At 63.5% G+C, this 24061-nt stretch carries 23 protein-coding genes; 7 read left to right on the top strand and 16 right to left on the bottom strand.

The annotated features are described in order from the left end of the window. Window positions 1–2 precede the first annotated feature (2 nt). The gene (locus ACU8HS_RS04720; RefSeq protein WP_447015485.1) at window positions 3–1253 is read right to left on the bottom strand and encodes a class I SAM-dependent RNA methyltransferase; all 1251 of its coding nucleotides are present in this window, start codon (window positions 1251–1253) and stop codon (window positions 3–5) included. Further along, on the bottom strand, window positions 1250–2035 hold the full coding sequence (locus ACU8HS_RS04715; RefSeq protein ID WP_447015484.1) for a TlyA family RNA methyltransferase: 786 nt from the start codon (window positions 2033–2035) through the stop codon (window positions 1250–1252). Before ACU8HS_RS04715 ends, ACU8HS_RS04720 begins: the two co-directional genes overlap by 4 nt. 274 nt (window positions 2036–2309) lie before the next feature. On the opposite strand from ACU8HS_RS04715, the gene ACU8HS_RS04710 reads away from it, so the two are divergent. Beyond that, on the top strand, window positions 2310–4256 hold the full coding sequence (locus ACU8HS_RS04710; protein WP_112758171.1) for a methyl-accepting chemotaxis protein: 1947 nt from the start codon (window positions 2310–2312) through the stop codon (window positions 4254–4256). A gap of 65 nt (window positions 4257–4321) precedes the next feature. Here ACU8HS_RS04710 and ACU8HS_RS04705 read toward each other — a convergent pair whose 3' ends face one another. Beyond that, entirely contained in the window at window positions 4322–5197 is an 876-nt protein-coding gene (locus tag ACU8HS_RS04705; protein ID WP_447015483.1) for an AraC family transcriptional regulator N-terminal domain-containing protein, read from the bottom strand. 174 nt (window positions 5198–5371) lie between these two features. On the opposite strand from ACU8HS_RS04705, the gene ACU8HS_RS04700 reads away from it, so the two are divergent. Further along, the gene (locus tag ACU8HS_RS04700; RefSeq protein WP_113414483.1) at window positions 5372–6109 is read left to right on the top strand and encodes an SDR family oxidoreductase; all 738 of its coding nucleotides are present in this window, start codon (window positions 5372–5374) and stop codon (window positions 6107–6109) included. A gap of 41 nt (window positions 6110–6150) precedes the next feature. Beyond that, window positions 6151–6441, top strand: coding sequence for an Atu4866 domain-containing protein (locus ACU8HS_RS04695; RefSeq protein ID WP_377313827.1), 291 nt, complete (start codon window positions 6151–6153; stop codon window positions 6439–6441). Between the two features lie 22 nt (window positions 6442–6463). On the opposite strand, the gene dxs is transcribed toward ACU8HS_RS04695, so the two are convergent. Both dxs and ACU8HS_RS04685 read right to left on the bottom strand, forming a co-directional pair. Beyond that, window positions 6464–8380, bottom strand: a complete 1917-nt coding sequence (dxs, locus tag ACU8HS_RS04690) for a 1-deoxy-D-xylulose-5-phosphate synthase (protein WP_112573347.1) — start codon at window positions 8378–8380, stop codon at window positions 6464–6466. Between the two features lie 102 nt (window positions 8381–8482). Further along, a complete protein-coding gene (locus tag ACU8HS_RS04685; protein WP_113414473.1) occupies window positions 8483–9406 on the bottom strand; it encodes a pirin family protein in 924 nt (307 codons plus the stop codon). A 239-nt stretch (window positions 9407–9645) separates the two neighbouring features. Here ACU8HS_RS04685 and ACU8HS_RS04680 point away from each other — a divergent pair, with 239 nt between their 5' ends. After that, entirely contained in the window at window positions 9646–10416 is a 771-nt protein-coding gene (locus tag ACU8HS_RS04680; RefSeq protein WP_113414472.1) for a hypothetical protein, read from the top strand. Window positions 10417–10551: 135 nt separating this feature from the next. Here the strand turns inward: ACU8HS_RS04680 and ACU8HS_RS04675 are convergent, their stop codons facing one another. The 3 genes from ACU8HS_RS04675 to ACU8HS_RS04665 form a co-directional block, all read right to left on the bottom strand. Continuing rightward, window positions 10552–11319 carry an SDR family NAD(P)-dependent oxidoreductase gene (locus tag ACU8HS_RS04675; protein WP_112573353.1) on the bottom strand — a complete coding sequence of 256 codons (768 nt, stop codon included), beginning with the start codon at window positions 11317–11319 and terminating at the stop codon, window positions 10552–10554. Window positions 11320–11405: 86 nt separating this feature from the next. Next, complete coding sequence (locus ACU8HS_RS04670; protein WP_003545921.1) at window positions 11406–11657, bottom strand: exodeoxyribonuclease VII small subunit; 252 nt, start codon at window positions 11655–11657, stop codon at window positions 11406–11408. Between the two features lie 2 nt (window positions 11658–11659). After that, entirely contained in the window at window positions 11660–12595 is a 936-nt protein-coding gene (locus tag ACU8HS_RS04665) for a histone deacetylase family protein (RefSeq protein ID WP_112573355.1), read from the bottom strand. 188 nt (window positions 12596–12783) lie between these two features. Between ACU8HS_RS04665 and ACU8HS_RS04660 the strand changes: the two genes are divergently transcribed. Further along, entirely contained in the window at window positions 12784–13185 is a 402-nt protein-coding gene (locus tag ACU8HS_RS04660; protein ID WP_112573357.1) for an acyl-CoA thioesterase, read from the top strand. Window positions 13186–13209: 24 nt separating this feature from the next. Here the strand turns inward: ACU8HS_RS04660 and ACU8HS_RS04655 are convergent, their stop codons facing one another. Genes ACU8HS_RS04655 through ACU8HS_RS04645 form a run of 3 tightly spaced genes read right to left on the bottom strand, consistent with a single transcriptional unit; the run spans window position 13210 to window position 15079 of the window. Then, window positions 13210–13773: a biotin transporter BioY gene (locus ACU8HS_RS04655; protein ID WP_113414471.1), complete on the bottom strand. Its 564-nt coding sequence runs from the start codon at window positions 13771–13773 to the stop codon at window positions 13210–13212. Between the two features lie 23 nt (window positions 13774–13796). Further along, window positions 13797–14405: a CbiQ family ECF transporter T component gene (locus ACU8HS_RS04650; protein ID WP_112573361.1), complete on the bottom strand. Its 609-nt coding sequence runs from the start codon at window positions 14403–14405 to the stop codon at window positions 13797–13799. Further along, window positions 14405–15079: an energy-coupling factor ABC transporter ATP-binding protein gene (locus ACU8HS_RS04645; RefSeq protein ID WP_112758183.1), complete on the bottom strand. Its 675-nt coding sequence runs from the start codon at window positions 15077–15079 to the stop codon at window positions 14405–14407. Before ACU8HS_RS04645 ends, ACU8HS_RS04650 begins: the two co-directional genes overlap by 1 nt. Window positions 15080–15203: 124 nt before the next feature. Between ACU8HS_RS04645 and ACU8HS_RS04640 the strand changes: the two genes are divergently transcribed. Further along, window positions 15204–16394 (top strand): winged helix-turn-helix domain-containing protein, encoded by a 1191-nt coding sequence (locus tag ACU8HS_RS04640; protein ID WP_112758185.1) that lies wholly within the window; start codon window positions 15204–15206, stop codon window positions 16392–16394. Between the two features lie 144 nt (window positions 16395–16538). Here ACU8HS_RS04640 and ribB read toward each other — a convergent pair whose 3' ends face one another. The 3 genes from ribB to ACU8HS_RS04625 all read right to left on the bottom strand — a co-directional run bounded on the left by ribB (window position 16539) and on the right by ACU8HS_RS04625 (window position 22099). Next, window positions 16539–17642, bottom strand: coding sequence for a 3,4-dihydroxy-2-butanone-4-phosphate synthase (gene ribB, locus ACU8HS_RS04635; RefSeq protein ID WP_112573367.1), 1104 nt, complete (start codon window positions 17640–17642; stop codon window positions 16539–16541). Window positions 17643–17652: 10 nt separating this feature from the next. Next, window positions 17653–18750, bottom strand: coding sequence for a chorismate synthase (aroC, locus tag ACU8HS_RS04630; RefSeq protein ID WP_112758187.1), 1098 nt, complete (start codon window positions 18748–18750; stop codon window positions 17653–17655). A 175-nt stretch (window positions 18751–18925) separates the two neighbouring features. Continuing rightward, a complete protein-coding gene (locus tag ACU8HS_RS04625) occupies window positions 18926–22099 on the bottom strand; it encodes a bifunctional diguanylate cyclase/phosphodiesterase (RefSeq protein WP_447015482.1) in 3174 nt (1057 codons plus the stop codon). Between the two features lie 246 nt (window positions 22100–22345). Here ACU8HS_RS04625 and ACU8HS_RS04620 point away from each other — a divergent pair, with 246 nt between their 5' ends. Beyond that, window positions 22346–22606: a DUF1344 domain-containing protein gene (locus ACU8HS_RS04620; protein WP_112573373.1), complete on the top strand. Its 261-nt coding sequence runs from the start codon at window positions 22346–22348 to the stop codon at window positions 22604–22606. A gap of 14 nt (window positions 22607–22620) precedes the next feature. Here the strand turns inward: ACU8HS_RS04620 and ACU8HS_RS04615 are convergent, their stop codons facing one another. Continuing rightward, complete coding sequence (locus tag ACU8HS_RS04615) at window positions 22621–23211, bottom strand: histidine phosphatase family protein (protein ID WP_112758192.1); 591 nt, start codon at window positions 23209–23211, stop codon at window positions 22621–22623. Window positions 23212–23240: 29 nt separating this feature from the next. Next, window positions 23241–24059, bottom strand: coding sequence for an enoyl-ACP reductase FabI (gene fabI, locus ACU8HS_RS04610; RefSeq protein WP_112758194.1), 819 nt, complete (start codon window positions 24057–24059; stop codon window positions 23241–23243). Window positions 24060–24061 lie beyond the last annotated feature (2 nt).

Here is a 24061-nt window from a genome sequence, read left to right as displayed (position 1 = left end):
GTCTACTTCTCCAGCGTCGCCACGACCTCGACATGCGAGGTCCACAGGAACTGGTCGATCGGCGTGACCGAGGTGATGCGGTAGCCGCCCTCGACGAGCAGGGCAAGGTCGCGGGCAAGCGTCAGCGGATTGCAGCTGACGGCGACGATCTTCTTCACCGCCGAGCGCGCCAGTTCCTTGCACTGGAATTCGGCGCCCGCACGCGGCGGGTCGAAGACCACGGCGTCATAGACCTTGAGTTCGGATGTCATCAGCGGGCGGCGGAAGAGATCGCGTTTTTCGACGGTGACGGGCTTCAGCCCCTGCGTGTTGCGCGCCGCATGGTCGAGGGCCGCAACCGCCTTGCCGTCGCCTTCGACGGCGTGTACGCGGCCGATACGGGCGAGCTGCAGCGAAAACGTGCCGGCACCGGCGAAGAGATCGGCGATGCGCTTGGCCTTGCCGACATGGGCGAGCACCAGTTCGGCCATCGCCTCTTCGGCAGGCTTCGTCGCCTGTGTGAAGCCGCCGGCAGGCGGTGAGACCTTGACGCCGCCGAATTCGACGAGGGGCTTCGCCGGCTCGATCAGGATTTCGCCGTCGAGCGAGACACGCGCGATGCCGTGAAGGCCAAGAACCACCTCGATCGCCTTGCGCCGCTGCTGGTCGGAAAGCTTGCTTGCGCCCTCGACGGCAAGATCGAGGCCGGAGAGTGTTTCGAGAACCGCGATGCGGAACGCATTGGCGTTGGTCGCGACGGCTGCGCCGACGGCCTTGATCGCCGGCAGCCGGGACATGATCCCCGCCGACGAGATGGGACATTCCTCGATGGCGACGATATGGTGGCTTTCGGCCTGGTTGAAGCCGATGAGCATGTCCTTCTCGGTCTTGCGCGCGGCAAAGACCACGCGCCGCCGCTCGCCGGGATGGGCTGCGACGATCTCGCCCACCTCTGCCGTCAGCCCCTTGGATTTCAGCGCGTCCATGACGAGCTGCCGCTTGAAGGCGCGGTAGGGGATGTCGGCCATATGCTGCAGCGTGCAGCCGCCGCAGGTGCCGTTGACGCCGTCAGGCCCGAAATGCCGGCAGACCGGCTCCTGGCGGTCGGCGGAGGCAGACGCGATCGACATGACCGTGCCGTGGTTCTTGACGCGGGCGATCGCGACCGTCTCGCCGGGCAGCGTGAAGGGCACGTAGACCGGCCCGTCCTTGCCGCTGGCAATGCCGTCGCCCTGTGCGCCGAGCCTGTCGATGGTAATGGTTTCCGTGCTCACGCTTTCGTTCCTGCCAGTAGATATTCCTGATTGCCGTCGCCGCCCGAAATCGGCGAGGGGATGAGGCCGAAACTCTTCCAGCCCATATCCGCCGTGAACCAGCGTTCCAGCTCAGCCGCCACGCCAGGCCCGCAGGCCGGGTCCTTGAGCAGCCCGCCCTTGCCGATCGCCTCGCGTCCCGCCTCGAATTGCGGCTTGACGAGAATGGCGGCGACGGAACCGGGCTGCGCTAGCTCGAGAGCCGGGGCCAGCGCCAGTTTCAGCGAGATGAAGGAGACGTCCGAGACGACGAAATCGACGGGCGCACCGATATCCCCGGCCGTCAGGTTGCGGGCGTTCAGCCCCTCGATATTGGTGACGCGGGGATCGGCCGAAATCCGCGGATGCATCTGCCCGTGGCCGACATCGACAGCCGTCACATGCGCGGCACCCCGCTCCAGCAGCACTTGCGTGAAGCCGCCGGTCGAGGCACCGACGTCGAGACAGTGCCGTCCCGCCGGGTCGAGCCCGAAATGGTCGAGGGCTGCGACAAGCTTCAGGGCCGCGCGCGAAACATAGTCCTGCGCCGGGTCGTCGATCTCGATTGCCGCATCCGGGCCGAAGAGGGCGCCGGCCTTCGTCACGACCCTGCCGGCGACCTTCACCGTGCCGCGCGAGACGGCATCGCGCGCCCGCGAACGGCTCGCAAAGAGGCCGAGGGTGACGAGAAGCTGGTCAAGGCGCTGGCTGTTCTGATCGGACATCGGCTGTGAATGACGGGCAAAGCGGTCGGTTGCAAGCATTTTATTGGCATTCCGGATGCGCGGGCACGACCCGGCATTGCCGGGAGCGCAATAATTTAAACTGATCTCTATTGCGGCGCACAAATTTAAACAAATTTAAATCCCTGCCCGCATAGGTTCACCTCGATTGCAGCGGTTCGCTTTTGAATCGCTTCGTGCCATGAAGGCTCCCGCGTCCTCCCCGCCGATCATGTTCCTCATCAAGAAGTCTTGTGGCCGCGCCTGTGCGTGGTCGCCCCTTGTCGCGCCTGATGTCGCCAGGAGAAATTGACCGATGTTCGCCCGAAACATATCCTTGAATGGCAAGCTTGCGGCCACGTTCGCAGCACTCATCCTCATCTTCGTATCCGTTTCCGCTTTCGTCTATTCCAAGGCAAACACGTCGGCGAGCGCTTCGGCCGAGCAGGAAAAATCCGAGCTTCTTGTCAACCAGATCGACGACGCGCTGCAGGCCATGCTCGAGCAGGCCGTCAACCTGCGCGGCTTCATCCTGTTCCGCAGCGACAGCACCTATGGCGACATTTTCGCCAACCGCGAACGCATGCTGAAGGCGATCGCCGCCGCCAAGCAGACCGCCGCCGCCGAGCCTCAGCTGGTCGCGATGATCGACGACATGCAGAAGGCCGCCGACCTCTACTTCCACGAACTCGCCGAGCCGCAGGCCAAGGCCCGCAAGGAAACCGAAACGCCGATCGCAGACGTCGTCAAGATCGGCGTCAACGCCACCAAGGGCCAGCTCGACGGCTTCCGCGCCGCCTCCGCCAAGATCAAGTCGCTGGCGCGCGAGAAGTCCACGGCCCTTGCCGCCGCTCAGGCCGATGCCAACAGCGATCTCAAGACCACGCTTCTGGCCGGCGGCATTGCCGCAGCACTCGCCGCAGCCGCGCTCGCCTGGGCTCTGTCGCGCACCATCGTCCGCCCGATCGTCGGCATGACGGCCGCCATGGACCGTCTGGCCGGCGGCGACCACAATATCGAGGTGCCGGCGACCGGCCGCCAGGACGAAGTCGGCCGCATGGCCCAGTCCGTGCTGGTCTTCAAGGAAGCCGCCATCGAAAAGCAGCAGCTGGCCGGCGAAACCGACCGTATGCGCGGCGAAGCCGAGCGTCAGCGCCAGTTGAGCGACGAGCAGAAGGCCCGTGAAGAGGGCGAGATCCGCTTTGCCGTCGAAGCGCTGGCCGGCGGCCTTGCCGGCCTTGCCAACGGCGATGTCGCCGCCCGCATCAACACGGCCTTCGCGCCGCAATATGACAGCCTGCGCAACGACTTCAACCATGCCGTCGAAAAGCTGCAGGCCGCCCTGCAGTCCGTCGGCCGCAACGCCTCGGCCATCAATGCCGGCGCCGGCGAAATCCGCTCCGCAGCCGACGATCTCGCCCGCCGCACCGAGCAGCAGGCCGCCGCCGTCGAAGAAACGGCAGCCGCTTTGGAAGAAGTCACGACCACGGTTCGCGACTCCGCCAAGCGCGCCGAAGATGTCGGCAACCTCGTCGAGCGCACCCGCCTCGGCGCTGAAAAGTCCGGCGAAGTCGTCCGCCGCGCGGTTTCGGCCATGCAGCAGATCGAGAAGTCTTCGGGCGAGATCTCCAACATCATCGGCGTCATCGACGATATCGCCTTCCAGACCAACCTTCTGGCGCTGAACGCCGGTGTCGAAGCCGCGCGTGCCGGTGAAGCCGGCAAGGGCTTTGCGGTCGTCGCCCAGGAAGTGCGCGAACTGGCCCAGCGCTCGGCCAATGCCGCCAAGGAAATCAAGGCGCTGATCACCACGTCGAGCGAACAGGTCAATGCCGGCGTCGGCCTCGTCGGCGAAACCGGCAAGGCGCTGGAAGCGATCGTCGCCGAGGTTCAGGAAATCAACCGCCATGTCGGCGCGATCGTCACGGCCACCCGCGAACAGTCGATCGGCCTGCAGGAGATCAACACGGCCGTCAACAACATGGACCAGGGCACCCAGCAGAACGCCGCCATGGTCGAAGAACAGACGGCCGCCAGCCACGCGCTCGCCCAGGAGGCGGCCGCCCTCGACGACCTGCTGCGCCAGTTCAAGCTCGGCGCCCAGGCCGCCGCTCCGGCCCCGCGGACCGTTGCCGCAACGCCGGCGTCCCGCCCGGTCGCCTCTCCGGCCCGTGCGCTCGCCAGCAAGGTCAGCAAGGCTTTCGGCGGCAAGCAGGCCACCGCTGCCGCAGCCGTCGTCCAGGAAGACTGGACCGAATTCTGAGAGCGATCTCCCGACAGATGAACGGGGAGGGGGCGGCATTCGATGTCGCCCTTTCTTTTTGCAAACTAGCCGGCCGCCGCGCGCAGACGCTCGATATCCCGCCGTGGCGGCACATGATGCACCCGGACATAATCGCGGCTGAACTGCGAGGGGCTGTCGTAGCCGACGCGGAAACCCGCCTCGGCGGCACTCAGGCCCTCCGTCACCATCAGCCGCCGCGCCTCCTGCAGGCGCAGCTGGTTGCGAAACTGCAGCGGGCTCATCGCCATCACGGTCCTGAAATGTTCGTAGAAGGATGAGGCGCTCATGCCGGCCACCGAGGCCAGGTGTTCGATGGCGAAGGGCTCGCTGAAATTCTTCCGCACGAAATCGATGGCCCGGCCGATCTGGTTGAGCCTGCTCTCACCATTGGCGATCTGCCGCAGAAGCGCGCTCTGCGGCCCGCGAACGAGCCGGTAGAGAATTTCCCGCTCGATCAAGGGCGCCAGGATCTCCGCATCCTCGGGCGCATCGAGCAGCCGCAGCAGGCGCACGGCGGCATCGAGGAGTTCCGGCGTCGTGGCGCTGACGCCGGCTGCTGCGCTTTCCGGCGGACGACCCTGCGCCGCCGGCAGCATTTCGGCCAGCAGGCCGCGCTCGAGCTGCAGCCTGAGACACAGATAGGGCCGGTCGGCGCTCGCCTCCACGACGGCGCCGATGACGGGCAGGTCGACGCCGACGACGAGATAGTGCGCGGCATCGTAGACATGCGCGATCTCGCCGATGACGGCGCGTTTGCGCCCCTGCGCGACGATGCAGAGCGACGGTTCGTAAAGCGTGTGGATCGGCTCGGTGCGGGCGGAGGATCGTATGATGCCGACACGCGGCAAGGAAGTCTCGAAACTGCCGTCCATGCGCGTGTGGCGATCGATCAGGTCTGCGAGTTCGGCAAGCTTTTCCATACGCTCAGCATGACCGACGCTGCGGCAAATGCCAAGCGCTGCGATCCGGTTTCGGACGATCGTGCAAGAAATCCGGAGAAGCTTGCTATCGGCTTGCGCCCCTCAGGCCCAATTTCATGCGCATGGACCGGCGGCATCCGGCTGCGGTCCGGATGCAAGCATGAGGACAGGAACATGAGTGGTATCAAGGACAAGACGGTTCTGATTACGGGTGCCAGCAGCGGCATCGGCGCCGGCACCGCGCGCGAACTGGCCGCCGCGGGCGCCAGGCTGATGATCGGCGCGCGCCGCACCGACCGGCTGGAAGCGCTGGCAAGGGAGATCCGCGAAAGCGGCGGCACGGTCGAGTTCCGCGCGCTCGACGTCACCGACCGGGCTGATGCGGAGGCCTTCGCCAGGGCGGCGGTGGACGCTTTCGGCCGCATCGACGTGCTCGTCAACAATGCCGGCATCATGCCGCTGTCGCTGATGGCCTCGCTCAAGGTCGAGGAATGGGACCGCATGATCGACGTCAACATCAAGGGCGTGCTCTACGGCATCGCCGCCGTATTGCCGATCATGAACGCGCAGGAGCGCGGCCAGATCATCAACATCTCCTCGATCGGCGGCCTGTCCGTCGTGCCGACGGCGGCCGTCTATTGTGCTACGAAATATGCGGTGCGCGCGATCTCCGACGGCCTTCGGCAGGAAAACAGGAAACTGCGCGTGACCTGCATCTATCCCGGCGTCGTCGAATCCGAACTGGCCGAGACGATCACCGAGCCCTTCGCGGCCGAGGCGATGGTGGCTTTTCGTGAGATCGCCCTGAAGCCGGACGCCATCGCCAGAGCGATCCGTTTCGCCATCGAGCAGCCCGAGGATGTCGACGTCAACGACATTACCGTGCGACCGACATTGAGCGTGGGGATGTGACCGTGGCGATCCGCACAGCCCTTGCGGGAGCGGTCCTTTCGCTGGCCGCCTCCACGCCGGCTTTGCCAGAGGAGCAAAAAATGCAGAACCACCCCTATCTCGGCATGTGGATCACCGGCGACGGGCATGTCCGCCAGGAATTGCTGCCGAACGGCCGTTACGACGAGGCGCGCGGCACGCGAAAGAGCGCCTATCAGGGGCGCTACGAAGTGACCGGCGACCATATCGAATATTGGGACGATACCGGCTTTTCCGCCGACGGCGATTTCGTAGGCGACGTGCTGCATCACGGCGGCATGGTCTTCTACCGCGACGGCAGGAAGCCGGAATAACAAAACCGGTCGGCCTGTCGCCTTAGCCGGCCACGCCGACCGCCACACCACGGCCGAGCGCGTTGAAGACGGTCGAGACGATGCCGGCGCGGTCGAGCCCGGCATGGGCGATCATCGCCTCCGGTTTTGCCTGCTCCATCCAGATGTCGGGCATCACCAGCGAGCGCACCTTCAGCCCGCGGTCGAGCAGCCCGTCCATCGCCATGAACTGCATCACCTGGCTGCCGAAGCCACCGACCGAGCCTTCTTCCACCGTGATGAGAATCTCGTGGTGGCGGGCAAGCTGGCGGATGAGGGCATGGTCGAGCGGCTTTGCGAAACGCGCATCGGCAACCGTCGTCGAAAGGCCGGCCGCATCGAGGTCCTCGGCAGCAAGAAGACAGTCGGCAAGCCGCGTGCCGAAGGAGAGAAGCGCGACCTTCGTGCCTTCCTTGACGATGCGCCCCTTGCCGATCTCGAGGATCTGGCCCCGCTCCGGCATGTCGACGCCCACACCTTCGCCGCGCGGATAGCGGAACGAGATCGGGCCGGCATCATAGGCAACGGCGGTGCGCACCATATGCTTCAGCTCTGCCTCGTCGGCTGCCGCCATGACGACGAAGCCGGGCAGGGTGGAAAGGAAGGCCGTGTCGAAGGAACCGGCATGGGTCGGGCCGTCGGCGCCGACGAAACCGGCGCGGTCGATCGGGAAACGCACCGGCAGGCCCTGGATCGCCACGTCATGCACGACCTGGTCGTAGGCGCGCTGCAGGAAGGTGGAATAGAGTGCGGCGAACGGCTTGAAACCTTCGGCGGCAAGACCGGCGGCGAAGGTCACGGCATGCTGTTCGGCAATGCCGACGTCGAAGGTGCGGGACGGGAAGATCCCGGCGAACTTGTCAAGGCCGGTGCCGCTCGGCATGGCCGCCGTGATGCCGACGATGCGGTCGTCGAGGGTGGCTTCCTGGATCAGCGACTCGGCAAAGACATTGGTGTAGCTCGGCGCGTTCGGCTTCACCTTCGCCTGCGCGCCGGTGATGACGTCGAACTTGTTGACGCCGTGATACTTGTCGGCTGCGGCTTCGGCCGGCGGATAGCCCTTGCCCTTCTGCGTCACGACATGGATCAGCACCGGGCCGTTGGCATTGTCGCGCACGTTGCGCAGTACCGGCAGAAGGTGGTCGAAGGAATGACCGTCGATCGGCCCGATATGGTAGAAGCCCATTTCCTCGAACATCGTGCCGCCGGTCACGTAGCCGCGCGCATGTTCGACGGCGCGGGTAATGGCGCGGTCGACATTCTTGCCGAGATAGGCCGTCAGTTTCTTGCCGAAATCGCGGAAGCCCATATAGGTGCGCCCGGAGGCGAGGCGGGCGAGATAGGCGCTCATCGCCCCCGTCGGCGGGGCGATCGACATGTCGTTGTCGTTAAGGATGACGATGAGGCGGGCATCGAGCGCGCCGGCATTGTTGAGCGCCTCGTAAGCCATGCCGGCCGAGAGCGCGCCGTCGCCGATGACGGCGATCACGCGCCGATCCGTCCTGTCGATATCGGCGGCGACCGCCATGCCGAGGCCGGCGGAAATCGAGGTTGAGGAATGCGCCGCACCGAAGGGGTCGTATTCGCTTTCGGCCCGGCGGGTGAAGCCGGAGAGGCCGTTTTCCTGGCGCAGCGTGCGGATGCGGTCGCGCCGCCCGGTCAGGATCTTGTGCGGATAACATTGATGGCCGACATCGAAGATCAGCCGGTCGTCAGGCGTGTTGAAGACGCTGTGAATGGCGATCGTCAGTTCCACCACGCCGAGACCGGCGCCGAGATGCCCGCCGGTGCGGGAAACGGCATCGATCATTTCGTCCCTGACCTCGCGTGCAAGCTGCGGCAGTTCGCGATCCTCGAGCTTGCGCAGGTCGGCCGGATAGTTGACCTGATCGAGCAGCGGGGTCTTCGGGGATTGTGTCACGGGCGGGCGCTCTTCTTTGACTGATCGGCTTTGCTTTATTCGATTGAATTGCGGCAAAACAACTACTTTTGCATAACCGCAAGATTTTCACCTTAGTGCACTTCAGCCCTCCGGCAAAGGCACGAATTCCTCTTCGTCGCCGGGAACGATATCGAAGCGGCCGGTGCGCCATTCCTCCTTGGCCTTCTCGATGCGCTCCTTTGAGGAGGAAACGAAATTCCACCATATGTAGCGCCTGGAATTGAGCGCGGCACCCCCGAACAGCATCAGGTGACAGCCTTGCCCGCCGGCTTCCAGCGTGATCGCGTCCCCCGGCCGGAAGACGAGAAGCTGGTCTGCCGCAAACCGGTCGCCGGCAATGACGACCTCGCCCGAGAGCACATAGATCGCGCGCTCTTCGTGGGCGGCACCGAAGGGAAATTTCGAGCCCGGCTGCAGGGCGATATCGGCATAGAGCGTATCGGTGAAGACCTTGACCGGCGAGCTCAGCCCCTCGAACGAGCCGATGACGACGCGGCCGGCAACGCCGCCCTCGTCGATGACCGGCATGTCGCTCTTTTCGGTATGGGCGAAGGACGGGTCGATCTCCTCCTTGTCGTCGGGCAGCGCCAGCCATGTCTGCAGCCCGGACATGGACAGCGGATGGCCGCGCAGGTTGTCCGGCGTGCGCTCCGAATGCACGATGCCGCGGCCGGCCGTCATCAGGTTGATGTCGCCGGGGCGGATGACCTTTTCGGTGCCGAGACTGTCACGATGGCGGATTTCGCCGTTGAAGAGATAGGTGACGGTCGAAAGCCCGATATGCGGATGCGGCTTCACGTCCAGCGCCTCGTCCGGCTTCAGGATCGCCGGCCCCATGCGGTCGAAGAAGATGAACGGCCCGACAAGCCGGCGCTGGCGCGTCGGCAGGGCGCGACGCACCTGGAAACCGCCGATATCGCTGCTGCGCGGAATGATCAGGTTCTCGATCGCATCGCAGGCAAAGGCGTCGCCGGGCAGGGGATCTTTACCGGGGAAGAAGGACATGACGGGTCTCCGTTCGGACGGCGCACCTTAGCCGGAACAGCGACGGAGGCAAGCTCCACCACAAGACCCGATATGCGGACCGCTCAATCTGTTCTTTCCCATAAATGACTCCTTCACCAAAGTACACTTTTACGATGTATGAAAGCGAAAAATCCTTGCTTGTGGTTGAGACAACTGCAACCAAAAGAGGCATTTGATGGCCATGAATATGCACGACATATTGGAACTACGGATTTAAAATGAGAAATAAGCGACTGCTGGCTGCCGGCCTGATTGCGGCCCTGACCGTTCTTTCATCCTGCGCGGCAAATCCCAATTCGCTGAAAATGAGCGAGAGCGCCAAGGCCGCCGGCAAGCAGGCGCAATCCATGGTTCAGGAGAAAGGCGCGGCAGCCGTGGTGCGTGTCTCTTGGGATGGCGTATATTGTGCGCGCGGACGCGTTCGCCTCCAGAAGGTCGTCGATGGCAGGATCGATCCGGGACCCTTCGTCGAGATAGGACAGCCTACCGGCGTCTATGGCAATGCGGCATTGAAGGACTTCGCCAAGCTTTCGCTTCAGATGATGACGTTCAACCTGCCTGCGGTTGCCAAGGCTGCTGCCGTTGAGGACATCCGCACGTCGTTCCGGGCAATCGAACCCGGTCGCTATATCATCACCATGGTCTATTGCGACAACGGCAACAACAACGCGGCGATGGGGGCCGCCAATCTCGGATGGATGGGCGAGAAGGGGGACAAGCCCCAGATCCCATTGCTCGGAGACAACTCCATCGTGATCGGCCAGGGTGAAATCGTCGATGCTGGTATCGTCGATATCGTGTCCACGGGTTCGACAGGGTTCCTTTTCGGCCACGATACGGCCCGCCTTGCCGGATCCGAAGCACCGCAGCCCATGCGGGAGGCGATGAAGCTCAATCTGCCGGAAGTCTATGCCCGCACGACCTACACCAAGTTTTCGGCCTACAGTGGCCTCCTCCTTCCGGAAAGTCCGCAGCCCAAGGAAAAATAGGATCATGCCATCGGCAGGGGCTCCGCTCCCGGCATGACCGGACGGGCGGCCCGCGCCGTCGTCGGCCTGAAATAGTCTTGGCGCTGCTTCCGGTGGCTGGAATCAGCGTCTCGCGAGATGTCGCAAGAGGGCTCGTCAGATCGCGGTAAAGCCGTTGTCGACGAACAGATGCGCACCGTTGACGAAGCTCGATTCGTCGCTGGCAAGATAGAGTGCGGCACGGGCGACATCCTCCGGCTCGCCGATCCGCCCCTGCTGGGCGGCAATCGCCGCATCGGAAACATCGACGCCATGCGCCTGCAGTTCCTTCACTTCCCGCAGGCCGTGCGGCGTGCGGATGAAGCCGGGGCAGACGGCATTGCAGCGGATGTTGCGGTCGCGGAATTCCACCGCGATGGCGCGCGCGAACATATGCACCGCGCCCTTGGTCGTATCGTAGAGCACCTCCATCGGCGTGGCGGCGACCGCCGAGATCGAGGACGTGCAGACGATCGATCCGCCGCCGGCCTCGATCATCCTCGGCAGCACGGCCTTGGTCATCAGGAACATGGAGCGCACGTTGACGGCGTGCAGCCAGTCCCATTCCTGCAGCGTGGTTTCCAGAAACGGCTTGATGACGATCGTGCCGGCATGATTGAACAGGACGGTGACAGGGCCGAAACGCTGTTCGACATCGGTGACGGCGGCATTGACGGCCGCCTCTTGCGAAACGTCGGCCGTCCAGAAATCGGCCTCGCCGCCGGCGTCGCGGATCTGCCTGACGGTTTCGGCGGCCGCCTCGCCGTTGCGGTCGATGATGGCAACCCGCGCGCCTTCGGCCGCAAAGAGCCTGGAGGCGGCCCCTCCCATGCCGGTTGCGCCGCCCGAGATAATGGCGACCTTGTCCTTCAATCTGTCCGTCATCGCTTAGTCCCCCTTTTTCTTGAAAGGGGATCATAGATCGGTCGGAAGCGGGTCGCCAAGCGGCTTGGGGAGAGTTTCGCCGTCTGTCAGGCGCCGTCGAGCGGTTCCACGCCCTGCGGCTTGCCGGCGCGGTCGAGACGGATCTTCTCGATGCGGTTCTCGGCGGCCGAAAGCAGCGTCTCGCAATGCTTCTTCAGCGCTTCGCCGCGCTCGTAGATCTCGATGGATTCGTCCAGCGCCACGTCGCCGCGTTCGAGGCGCGCAACGATGCTTTCGAGTTCGGCAACCGCCTTTTCGAAGGAGAGGCCGGAAACCTCCGGCTTGGCGCTGTCAGTCATTCTCAACCCTTCATCATTCTGAGGATATGCATGCCCGCCGACTCGGCGAGTCCCTCCAGATCATAACCGCCTTCGAGCAGGCTGACGACCCGGTTATTGGCGCTGCGGTCGGCAACCTCCAGAAGCCGCCCCGTCGCCCAGTCGAAATCCTCGCCCGTCAGGTTGATCTGCGCCAGCGGATCGCGGTGATGCGCGTCGAAGCCGGCCGAGATGATGATGAGGTCCGGGCGGAAGTCGTTCAGCGCCGGCAGCACGCGTGATTTGAACGCCTCGCGGAAATGGTCGCTGCCGACATTGGGCGACAGCGGCGCATTGACGATCGTGCCATGCGCGCCGTTTTCGTCCTTGGCGCCCGTACCGGGATAGAGCGGCATCTGGTGGGTGGAGCAGAACAGCACTGAGGGATCGTCCCAGAAAATATCCTGCGTGCCGTTGCCGTGATGCACGTCCCAGTCGACGATGGCGACACGTTCCGCGCCGTGCGCCTTCTGCGCATGGCGGGCGGCAATCGCCGCATTGTTGAAGAAGCAGAAGCCCATGGCCGTCATCTTTTCGGCATGGTGCCCCGGCGGGCGGGCCGCGACGAAGACATTGTCGGCCTTGCCGCGGAACACGTCGTCGATGGCCGCCATCGCCCCGCCGATGCCGGTCAGCGCCGCCTGCAGGCTCTTCTGGCTGGCATAGGTATCGGCTTCGAGCTGGTTGATCCGGTCTTCCTCTTCCGGGATCTGCCGCATGACGGCGATCAGGTGCTCCTCCGGATGGGCAAGCAGCACCGCGTCTTCATTGGCCTGCGGCGCCTGCCTGCGGTCCAGCCGCTCGAAATTCGGATGCTCCAGCGCCACATTCAGCGCACGGATACGGTCGGAGCGTTCGGGATGGCCCGATGGGGTCACGTGCTCGAGAAAGATCGGATGTTCGTAAAGACGGGTGCTCATGCCGGCACTCTATCGATCGTATATGTCATGATCCACACGAGATGGGGCGCTGTGCATTGATTTCAACAAGCCGCGTCGTCGCGGTTAACGGCCCGCCACCCGCCGTTTACGCTATTTTAATTGTTTCGTTTACTTCGCCGGACCCCGTCGCTAGGCTTACCGGGAAAACCTGCAAGGCAGACCAGTAAATGAGTAAGACGAACCGCCCGGATGTGGTGGACATACGAGTACCGTTTCGTGATGTGGACATGAACGGCCAGATGTTTCTGGCCTCCTATATTTCCTATGCCGAATCCGCACTCGCGGGCTTCTGGTCGTTGAGACCGGACGTGGAGGACGAGCCAGCCTATACTGCCGCCAAGGTTTCCTGCATCCTTCACCGGCCGCTGCACTACCATGAGGCCGTGACGTTCACCGCCGCCGTCGACAAGATCGGCGTGCGCTCCATCGGTTTCCTCATCGCCGCCGAGATCGACGACGAACGGGCCGCCGAGGTCGAAATCACCTGGCAGGCACGCAGCCGCGACGACGGCTCGCCGGCCGCGCTCCCCGAAGAGACGCGCGACTGGCTCTACGGTTTTCTGGATTAGTGCCTTCCCGATCAGCGGGAAGGATCAGGCGCGGATCGGCAGCAGCGGATATCCGGCCATGACGGCGCGGCCCACGAGTGCTGCGACAAAAGCCTTGACGACGTCGCCGGGAATGAAGGCCATGCTGCCGACGAATGCCTGCTTCAGGGTCGTATCGGTGGCGAAGGCGAGATAGGCGATGCCGAAAGCGTAGAGCACGACGATACCGCCGATCATCGCGGCCAGGAAGAAGCTGACCGTCTGCACGAGGCCGGACTGTTCTGCGCGAACAAGCCGTTCGCTGAGAAAGCCCGTGACGAAAGCGGCAAAGGCCCAGCCGTACAGGAAGCCTGATGTCGGAGCGACGAAAGCGGCAAAGCCGCCGCGACCGCCCGAAAGCACCGGCAGGCCGACTGCGACAAGCACCAGCACGATCAGCACGGCAACCACGCTGCGCCTTGCGCCGAGCACGACGCCTGCCATCATCACGCCGAGCGATTGGGCCGTGATCGGCACTGGGATAAAGCCGAGATAGATCGGCGGCAGCAGGCCGAGAGCCACGATAATAGCGGCGAAAAGGGCGGCAAGAACGAGGTCGCGCGTGCTCATCGTCATCTCCAGTTCATGAATCGTTAACTGACATGCCGCCGAATGCCGCGCGCGTCAATCGCAGCCGCGATGTTATCCGCATCCCTGAGCGTCAGAATGATGAGCGGGATAAGGATCGTCGTCGCCCGCACCTTCAGCCCGCGTGCCGCATGCGCCTCGCCGATCGCGTGGTAGCGGGCCACGATGTCTGGCACGAACCGCAGGACGAGGCCGACGGCGAGCCCTATGTCGTCGGCTCTCACCCAGCCCGTCCGCTCCAGCGGGCGGGCAAGTGCTGCTATCTCGTCCATGAACTGGGTGATCGTCGTCGTGGCCGTGACCGCGGCGGCAAACAGCATCAGGGCCGTCAGCCGCAGAAGCGTCGCCAGCGCCTCGTGCCAGGGGTTGACGATGAGGGTGAAGAGAGCCACGACCGCAATCGTCAGGAAGATGGGCCGCAACCGGGCGGCCGATTGCCTCAACGACAGGCCGACGCTGCCGTAGATCAGCGCCGTCAGCAGCGTGACGGCGGCAAGCAGGGAAAGATTGCCGCCGATGAAAAGCAGGAAGCCGAGCAGGAACAGCGAGACGATCTTGACCCGCGGCGAAAGCCGGTGCAGCGCGCTGTTGCCTTCGACATAGAACGATTGCATCAGGCAGCGAGCTCCCTGTAGCGTGCGATCGCTTCGGCCGCCGGCGCATCGGCTGCCAGCTTGCCGTCGTGGAACAGCAGCACCCGCTCGAAGCCGGAAATCAGCTCGAGATCGTGGGTGATGACGACGACGTTTTCTTCCAGCCCCTCGATCGTCTTCTGCACCAGCACGCGGTTTCTAAGATCGAGCTGGTTGGTCGGCTCGTCGAGGATCAGTATATCGGGGCCGGTCGCCAGCACCGAGCAGAGGGCGGCGATCTGCAGCTCGCCGCCGGAAAGCTCGTGCGCGCGGCGATCGGCCAGCGCCTCGGCATTGAAGCGGGAAAGCACGCGCTCGACTTGGCGCTCGATCTCCGCCTTGCTGAGGCCTCGGCCTTTCAGCCCGAAAGCGATATCGTCCCTGACGATCGGCAGGATGATCTGGTTCTGCGGCGACTGGAAGATGAAGCCGACATCGGCAAGCGCCGCCTTCGCCTCGCGCGTATCCTTTCCGTTGACGAGGACCTTGCCGGTCGTGGGTTTCATCAGCCCGTTGATCATCCGCGCGAAGGTCGTCTTGCCCGAACCGTTGAGGCCGATGATGCCGAGGCGGTGTTCGGTGAGAGACAATGTCAGCGGCTCGACCGCGACCCTTGCTCCGAAACTGGCGCCTGCGCTCTCGAAACGAATATCCAATGATGCTCCCCTTGTTGGCGCCCTGCTTCTATAAGGCCGTGACGATGCGATAAAGGATCAAAATCGGCGCGTCGCAAATATGCTATCGGGTGGCTAGGAAGATTTTCCGCGCTATGATGGCGCCATGACGAATCTTCTTTCCAATTCCGATGCCCGCCGCGTCTTTCTTGCCAAGCAGGGGCTGAGCGCCCCGCCGAACCGCGCATTGACCAAGGCCGGCCTGCTGGACCTCATCCACGATCTCGGCTTCGTACAGGTGGACAGTATCCAGACCGTCGAGCGCGCCCACCATCAGATCCTCTTTTCCCGCAACCAGACCTACCGGCGCGAACACCTGACCGCGCTTCTGGAAAAGGACGGCGCGCTCTTCGAACACTGGACGCATGATGCCTCCATCCTGCCGAGCGCCTTCTTCAAATACTGGAAGCACAAGTTCCGCGCCGAGGAACTGGCGATCGTCGAGCGCTGGCGCAAATGGCGCGGCGAGGGTTTCGAAGCCTCCTTCGAGGAGACCTACGACCGGGTGGTGAAGGATGGCGCGATCCTTGCCCGCGACATGAAGGCGGACGGCCATGTCTCCGGCGGCTGGTGGAACTGGCACCCGAACAAGACGGCGCTCGAATATTTCTGGCGTATCGGCAAATTCGCCATTGCCGGCCGCTCCAATTTCCAGAAGATCTACGATCTTGCCGAGCGCGTCATTCCCGCCGAATTCCACGAGCCGGAGGTCAGCCGCGAGGAATTCGTCGACTGGGCCTGTCGCAGCGCGCTGTCCCGCCTCGGCTTTGCCACCCACGGCGAAATCGCCGCCTTCTGGGATCTGCTGTCGCCGGACGAGGCCAAGGCCTGGGTGGCCGGGCACCGCGACGAACTGGTCGAAGTGCTGATCGAGCCGGCGCTCGGCGGCAAGCCGCGCGCCTCATGGGCCTTTGCCGATTTCCTTGGCACGCTCGATGCCTATCCGGAAGCCCCGGTCCGAATCCGGGTGCTCAGCCCGTTTGACCCGATGATCCGCGACCGAAACCGGACAGAAAGACTGTTCGGCTTTTTCTATCGCATCGAGATCTTCGTGCCGGAACCGAAGCGCGAATATGGCTATTACGTTTTCCCGCTCCTGGAAGGCGACAGGCTGATCGGCCGCATCGACATGAAGGCCGACCGCAGGAAGGGCACGCTGGACGTGAAGCGCCTGTGGCTGGAGCCGCGCGTCAGGCCATCGGCCGGACGGCTGGAAAAGCTGGAAGCCGAGCTGGAGCGTCTGGCCCGTTTCGCCGGCGTGGAAAAGGTCGTCTATCTCGACGGTTGGAAGGGATAGGCCTTCGCCCCGCCAGCGAGAAGCTGCGGCAGCCGGATAAGGGGGGCAGCAAACGCCAAGGGCGAATTATGGCGAGGGCAGCACGAGAGACCTCCTCATCCGACCCTTCGGGCCGCCTTCTCCCCGCGCGGGAGAAGGTGCCGATCAGCAGATCTCGGTCTTGGAAATCTTGATGCCGAAGCCTTCCAGGCCGACATAATGGCGCTCGCGGCTGGTCAGAAGCTTGATCGAGCCGACGCCGAGGTCCTTCAGGATCTGCGCGCCGAGGCCGATTTCCAGCCATTCGCTGTCGCGTGTCTGCGCTTCGGCATGGGCTTCGCGGCCCTGGTTGCGCGCCTTGCGGCCATTGTCGTAATGGCCGACGCCGACGGAACCTTCGCGCAGGTAGACAATGATGCCGCGACCCGCTTCGGCGATCTTCTGCATGTAGAAATCGACCGGCTTGCGCTTGCCGAAGAGATCGTCGGCCACGTTTTCCGGATGCAGGCGCACCGGGATATCGACGCCGTCGCGGATATCGCCGAAAACGACGGCCAGATGCTGCATCGGATCCCAGGGCAGGGAATAGGTATGCGCCTTGGCCTTGCCGAACGGCGTTTCGATATCGAAGCTCGAGCCGAGCTCGATCAGCGTTTCCTTGCGCTGGCGATAGGCGATGAGATCGGCGACCGAGACGAGCTTCAGCCCGTGCTGTTCGGCAAAATCCACGACCTGCTGGCCACGCGTCACCGTGCCGTCGTCATTGACGAGTTCGCAGATGACGCCGATCGGCGGCAAGCCGGCCAGCTTGCAGAGATCGACCGCCGCTTCCGTATGGCCCGAGCGCATCAGCACGCCGCCTTCGCGCGAAACGAGCGGGAAGATATGGCCGGGGCGGACGAAATCCGCTGCGCCGACATTCGGATTGGCAAGGTTGCGCACCGTCAGCGTGCGGTCGTCGGCGGAAATGCCCGTTGTCGTGCCGTGCTTGAAATCGACCGAAACGGTAAAGGCGGTGGTATGCGCGGAATCGTTTTCCGCCACCATGGCGTTGAGGTTCAGGCGCTTGGCCTCCTCCTTCGGCATCGGCGCGCAGACGATGCCGGACGTGTGGCGCACGATGAAGGCCATCTTTTCCGGCGTCGCATGCACGGCGGCAACGATCAGGTCGCCCTCGTTTTCACGGTCGTTGTCGTCCATGACGACGACGATCTCGCCGGCTTCGAAAGCCCTGATAGCATCGACAACGCGCTTCTGGTCGTAAGGCATGGGACTGGTCCTATTTCAGCCGGCCGGTCTGGCCGCGGTCGCGAAGATAATGGTCGGCAATGGCGCAGGCGACCATCGCCTCGCCGATCGGCACCGCGCGGATGCCGACGCAGGGGTCGTGACGGCCCTTGGTGCGGATATCGACATTCTTGCCGTCCGCGTCGATCGACTGCCGTTCGGTGAGAATGGAGGAGGTCGGCTTGACGGCGAAGCGGGCGACGACCGGCTGGCCGGTCGAGATGCCGCCGAGGATGCCGCCGGCATTGTTGGACAGGAAGATCGGCTTGCCGTCATTGCCCATGCGCATCTCGTCGGCATTGTCCTCGCCGCTCGTCTCGGCCGCCGCAAAGCCGTTGCCGATCTCGACACCCTTGACGGCGTTGATCGACATCAGGAGCGAGGCGATATCCTGGTCGAGCTTGCCGTAGATCGGCGCGCCGAGGCCGGCCGGTACACCTTCGGCGATCACTTCGATGACGGCGCCGATGGAGGAGCCGGCCTTGCGGATGCCGTCGAGATAGTCTTCCCAGACCGGCACGATCTCGGCATCGGGCGCGAAGAACGGATTCTGCCCGACCTGATCCCAGTCCCAGTTGGCGCGGTTGATCTTGTGTTTGCCGATCTGCACCAGCGCGCCGCGGATGGTAACGCCGGGCACGACGAGCCGGGCGATGCCGCCGGCCGCGACCCTTGCCGCCGTCTCGCGGGCGGACGAACGGCCGCCGCCGCGATAGTCGCGAATGCCGTATTTCGTGTCGTAGGTATAGTCGGCATGGCCGGGGCGGTATTGCCGGGCGATCTCGCCATAGTCCTTGGAGCGCTGGTCGGTATTCTCGATCAGCATGGAAATCGGCGTGCCGGTCGAAATCATCGTCTCGCCGTCGGCATCCATCATCACGCCGGAGAGAACCTTGACCAGATCGTCCTCGCGCCGCTGGGTGACGAAACGGCTCTGGCCGGGCTTGCGCTTGTCAAGCCAGGCCTGCAGGTCCTCGAGCTTGAAGCGCAGCCCCGGAGGGCAGCCGTCGACGACGGCGCCGAGCGCCGGCCCGTGGCTTTCGCCCCAGGTGGTTACACGGAAGAGATGACCGAATGTATTGTGCGACATGTGTTCCCGCCGGATGCGCTAAACCGGTCGTCACCGGCCGCGCCACTACGTAAAAAGGCGCGACACTCATAGGCCAAAAAGCCGTTCAGGCAAAAGCCTTTCTTTGCGCCTGAAGGCGCGATCGGGGAAATGGTATTTCCGGCCTCTGCCGGGGATGGCCCCGCACGTTCCGGCGTCAGGACGCCAGCAGCCAGGCCGTGCCGCGCGCCTCGATGGAAAAATCGTCGAAGGAGAGGGGGCGTGCGAAGGCGTAGCCCTGCAGCAGATCGCAGCCGAGATCGCGCAGCAGTTCGGCATGGTCAAGCGTCTCGACGCCCTCGGCCACGGTTTCGACGCCGAGCGAACGGGCAATGTCGATGATGGAACTGACGAGCGCGCGCTCCTGCGAGGAGGCGACGATCGGTTGCACGAGCTGCCGGTCGATCTTCAGGCGCTTCGGCTTGAGCTTCAGCAGCGAGACGATCGACGTATGGCCCGTGCCGAAATCGTCGATCTCGATATCGATGCCGAGCGCCTTGATCCGTTCGAGGTTTTGCGAAACGACGTCCTCGCTCTCGTCGAGGAAGATGGATTCCACCAGCTCGAAGGAGATTTCGCCGGGGCCGATCTGCAGGTCGCCAAGCGATTCCAGCAGGCTGCCGTCATGCAGGCGCCGGGCCGAAACGTTGACGGAGATCTTCGGCACGTGGATGCCCTGCGCGGCCCAGCGCATCTTGTCGCGCAGCGCCGTCTCCAGCACGATGCGGTCGAGCGTCTGCACGACGTTGATCTCGTCGGCGATGCGCAGGAATTTGTCGGGCGTCAGCAGGCCCCTGGAGGGATGGCGCCAGCGCACCAGCGCCTCGACGCCGGTCAGCTTCATCGAGCGGGCGCAGAACTGCGGCTGGTACCAGGCCGTGAACTCGCCATTGTCGATGCCGGCGAGGATCTCGTCGGCCGTGCGCTTGTTGTTGATGATATCGGCCTGCAGATTGTGATTGAAGAATTCGAAGCGGTTGCGGCCGAGGCTCTTGGCGCGGTAGAGCGCGATATCGGCATTGATCAGCACCTTGCGGGCGTCGACATGGATGCCGTTTGCCAGCGCAATGCCGATCGACACGCCGCAGCGGCAGGCAAAGCCCTGGAAATCGATCGGCTGGCGCATTTCCTCGATGATGCGGCCGGCAAGCTCCGCCATGTCCCCATCGCCCGCGTCGAAGGAGAGGATGACGAATTCGTCGCCGCCGATGCGGGCGACGACGTCGCTGTCGCGCAGGTTCCTGGAAAGCACGCGCGACGCATGCACCAGCATCGCGTCGCCGGCGGCATGTCCCAGCGTGTCGTTGATTTCCTTGAAGCGGTCGAGATCGATATGCAGGATCGCGAATTTCTGCCGCTCGCTGCGGCCGGCGTCTGTGAGGTTTTCCAGCGCGATATCGAGCTTGCGGCGGTTGGCGAGCGAAGTCAGCGGGTCGTGCAGCGAATTGTGCTCGATCCTGTTCTTGGCGAGTTCAAGTTCGATATTATTCGCGATCGCCTCGTCCTTGGCGGCCTTGAGGCGCAGGGTCATCAGGGCGTCCTCGGTGGAATCGAAGGCGATGCCGATGATCTTCATCTCGCCGGTCGGCGTACGGTGCACCTTGCCGACGGAACGCACATAGCGCACGCCGCCGTTTTCGTCGGGCACGCGGCAGACCAGCGTATGCGTATCCCCGACCTGCTTGAAATGCCGTGCGCTTTCGAGCGCCAGCCCGCGGTCGTCGGGGTGGATGCGGGAGAGCCAGGTCTCTTCGGTGACGAAGGCATTGCTCTGCTTCAATCCGTAGAGTTCGTGCATGCGCTCGTCCCAGATCGAGCCGGCCTTGCCGAGAACGGCCTCCCAGATGCCGCATTGATAGGAATCGAGCGCCAGGTCGAGCTTGCCGGAAAGCTCGGAAAGCTCCGCCTCGCGGCTTGAAAGTTCCTCCAGCGCCAGTTCCAGCTCGGCATTCTTGAGTTCGCTCGTTTCCTTGGCGAGGCGAAGCGTGTTGGTGACTTCCGCATCCGCCGTCACGTCCCAGACGATGCCGATCGTCTTTCCGGTGCCGCCGGCATCGGTATAGAAGGCGCCGATGGAGCGCAGGTGGCGGATACGGCCGTCCTCGCGCGTTACCCGGTACTGCGCCGTGCAGGCCTCTCCGGCGATGCTGCAGCCCAGGAAATGAACCTCGGCGATTTCCCGGTCCTCGGGCACGATCGTCGAAAGCCACACTTCCAGCGGCCGGCTGCCTTCGACGGCCTTGAGGCCGTGAAGGGTGGAGGCGCGGGCGTCCCAGGCAAGGCTGGTGGCGTTTTCCTGCAGTTCCCATATGCCGATTCGCGAGGATTCCAGCGCCAGGTTGAGGCGCTGCGACAGTTCCAGAAGCTTGGCCTCGCGGGCCTCGAGCTCGGCGATATTGCGGTTGCGCTCGCCAAGCAGCAGGGTGGCGAAGAAAATCGGGATGATGATCACGCAGCCCGCGGCCACGATGATCAGCCGCAGTTCGGTCTGGTTTTCGGGCACGGCATGCCAGCCGCCGTTCGGCACCGCCGCCAGTTCCCACCGCCCGCCCGCGAAGCTGATTTTGCGCCGCAGCGGTTCCATGCCGTAAATATCGGCGGGACCGAAGAAGGGCGCGGCCGTCTCGTCGGGCACGCCGATGTCGCGCACGGCGATCGACAGATGGTCGAGATGCGGGTAGCGCTCCTGGTTTTCGCTGTTGCGCGCCGGCTTCAGGCCCGTCGCCTCGTAGAACATGTCCTGGTCTATGACCACTTCGACCGCGCCCCAGATGCGGCGCTGGCCGTTCTGCTTGACGAAGACAGGAAAGAAGATCGCAAAGGCGTCTTCCCCGTCCGTCGTCCTGAAGGGACCGTAGAAGCGGGCCGACTGGTCGCCCGAATTGCGGCTGATCGACATGCGTTCCATCAGCCGCTCGCGCACGTCCTTGCCGATCCTGTCCTTGCCCGATTGCGCCGGAAAGACCGACCGGACGATGAAATCCGGCGCGAGCGCGATATGGATGAAATGCGGGTTCTGGATCAGCAGCCAGTTGATCTGCCGCTCCATCTCGACCTCGTTCGCCTGCGTGCTCAGCGAGATCAGGTTGGAAAGGTCGCGGACGGCGGTAATGTCCATGTTGATCTGCGCCGTCATGCGGGCGCGGATCAGGTTCGTCTCGTTTTCCGTGCGGATTTGCAGCTCGCGCAGGTAGGCGGCAGTATTGGCTCTGTCGAGGGCGAAGCCGACGGCAATAACGACGACCGCCACCAGGGCGGAAACCAGCAGGGAAACGCGCGTATTCTTGAGAATACGCCGCAGCTGGTTGCCGTTGCTCAGCCGAGATTGCAAATCACCCACCCCTACATTCGGGCTGACTGTAGGGTGCAGGAGTTAATTTACGATTGCGCGAATTCGGGCCTGCTAAATCGCGCAAACAGAGAGAAAAAGACGGTGAACAGAGCCTCTTGATTATCCGTAAAATCCTATTCATCAATTGGGCGCGCAAAGCCATTCTTCCGGGCAATTTTCGCCATATTCAGGAGTTTATCTGTGGCCATTCGATATCTACGGCAGCGTTTCAAAGGGATTGCCGACATGCGTTTCGTTATTGCTACGCTTCTGGCCACGGCAAACTTTCTGTCGCCCATGAACAGTTTTGCCGAGAGCGCCGATGTCGAGGCGACGATCAAGAAGGTCGACACGACCAATCTCGTGCTGACGCTCGATGACGGCAAGACCTATCAGGCGCCTGCCGAATTCGATTTCGAGGGGCTGAAGGCCGGCGTCAAGGTGGTGATTTTCTACACGGAAGTCGACGGCAAGCGCGTCATCAACGATCTCGACATCGTCAAGTAAGCGGCCGCACGGGCTCAGATCCAGCCGATCTGGCCCTGCGACGTCTCGATCTTCAAGATCCGGTCCTGCGGGATTTCACCCTCCGAGGCGATGTCCTTCGGCAGGTTGGAAATCATTTTGAACAGGCTTCTGATGACGCCGCCATGGGTGACGCACACGGTCGGCCTGTCGACCGAATTCAGCCAGGCGCCGGTGCGCCACGACATGATCTCGTAGCTTTCCGCATCCTCGCCCGGCGGAATGAAATCCCACTTGTTGATGTTGCGTTCGCTCACGCGCTCGGCCTGCGAGGCCCTGAGCTGCTTGAGCGTATAGCCTTCCCAGTCGCCGAAGGAGACTTCGACCAGCCGTTCGTCTGTGCGGTAGTCCTTGGGCGGCAGCCCCATGGCCGATCGCATGATCTCCATGGTTTCGCGCGTGCGCCCGAGCGGGCTGGCGACGAAATCGAATTCGCCGTCCTTGCCCTTCAGGATCGCCGCAAGGGCGATCCCGTTCTGTCTTGCCTGTTCGCGGCCGATCGCGTTGATCGGAATATCCTTCTGCCCCTGCAGGCGGCGTTCCGCATTCCAGTCGGTCTGGCCGTGTCTGATCACATAGATAAGCACGGGGATCGGCTCCGCTTGGGGAAGGACGATCAGTCCTTGATGACAGAAATATCCGGCGCGTCCACAGCCTTCATGCCGATGACATGATAGCCGCTGTCGGCGTGATGCACTTCACCCGTCACCGAACGCGACAGGTCCGAGAGAAGATAGAGGCCGACATCGCCCACTTCCTCGATCGTCACGGTACGGCGCAGCGGCGCATTGTATTCGTTCCACTTGAGGATGTAGCGGAAATCGCCGATGCCGGAGGCGGCAAGCGTCTTGATCGGGCCGGCCGAAACGGCGTTGACGCGGATGTTCTTCGGTCCGAGATCGACGGCGAGATATTTGACGCTCGCTTCGAGGGCAGCCTTGGCGACACCCATGACGTTGTAGTTCGGCATCACCTTTTCCGCACCGTAATAGGTGAGGGTGAGCATCGAGCCGCCTTCCGTCATCAGCTTCTCGGCGCGGCGAGCGACCGAGGTGAAGGAATAGACGGAGATCTGCATCGTCTTGGCGAAGTTGTCGGGCGTCGTATCGACGTAACGGCCGGTCAGTTCGTCCTTGTCGGAGAAGCCGATGGCATGCACGATGAAATCGATCTTGCCCCACAGTTTCTCGACATTCTCGAACACCGCATCGATCGTGGTTTCGTCGCTCACGTCGCAATGGCCGACCATGACGGCGCCGATTTCAGCGGCCAGCGGCTCCACGCGCTTCTTCAGGGCATCGCCCTGATAGGTGAATGCAACTTCTCCGCCCTGCGCATGAATGGCCTTGGCAATACCCCACGCAATCGAACGATTGTTGGCGACACCCATGATGACGCCGCGTTTGCCTGCCATGAGGCCGGATGCTTGAGCCATAT

It is taken from the genome of Rhizobium sp. KDH_Rht_773_N (assembly GCF_052946295.1).
The sequence above is the reverse complement of the archived record's forward strand: the minus strand, read 5'-3'. Positions and strand labels throughout refer to the sequence as shown.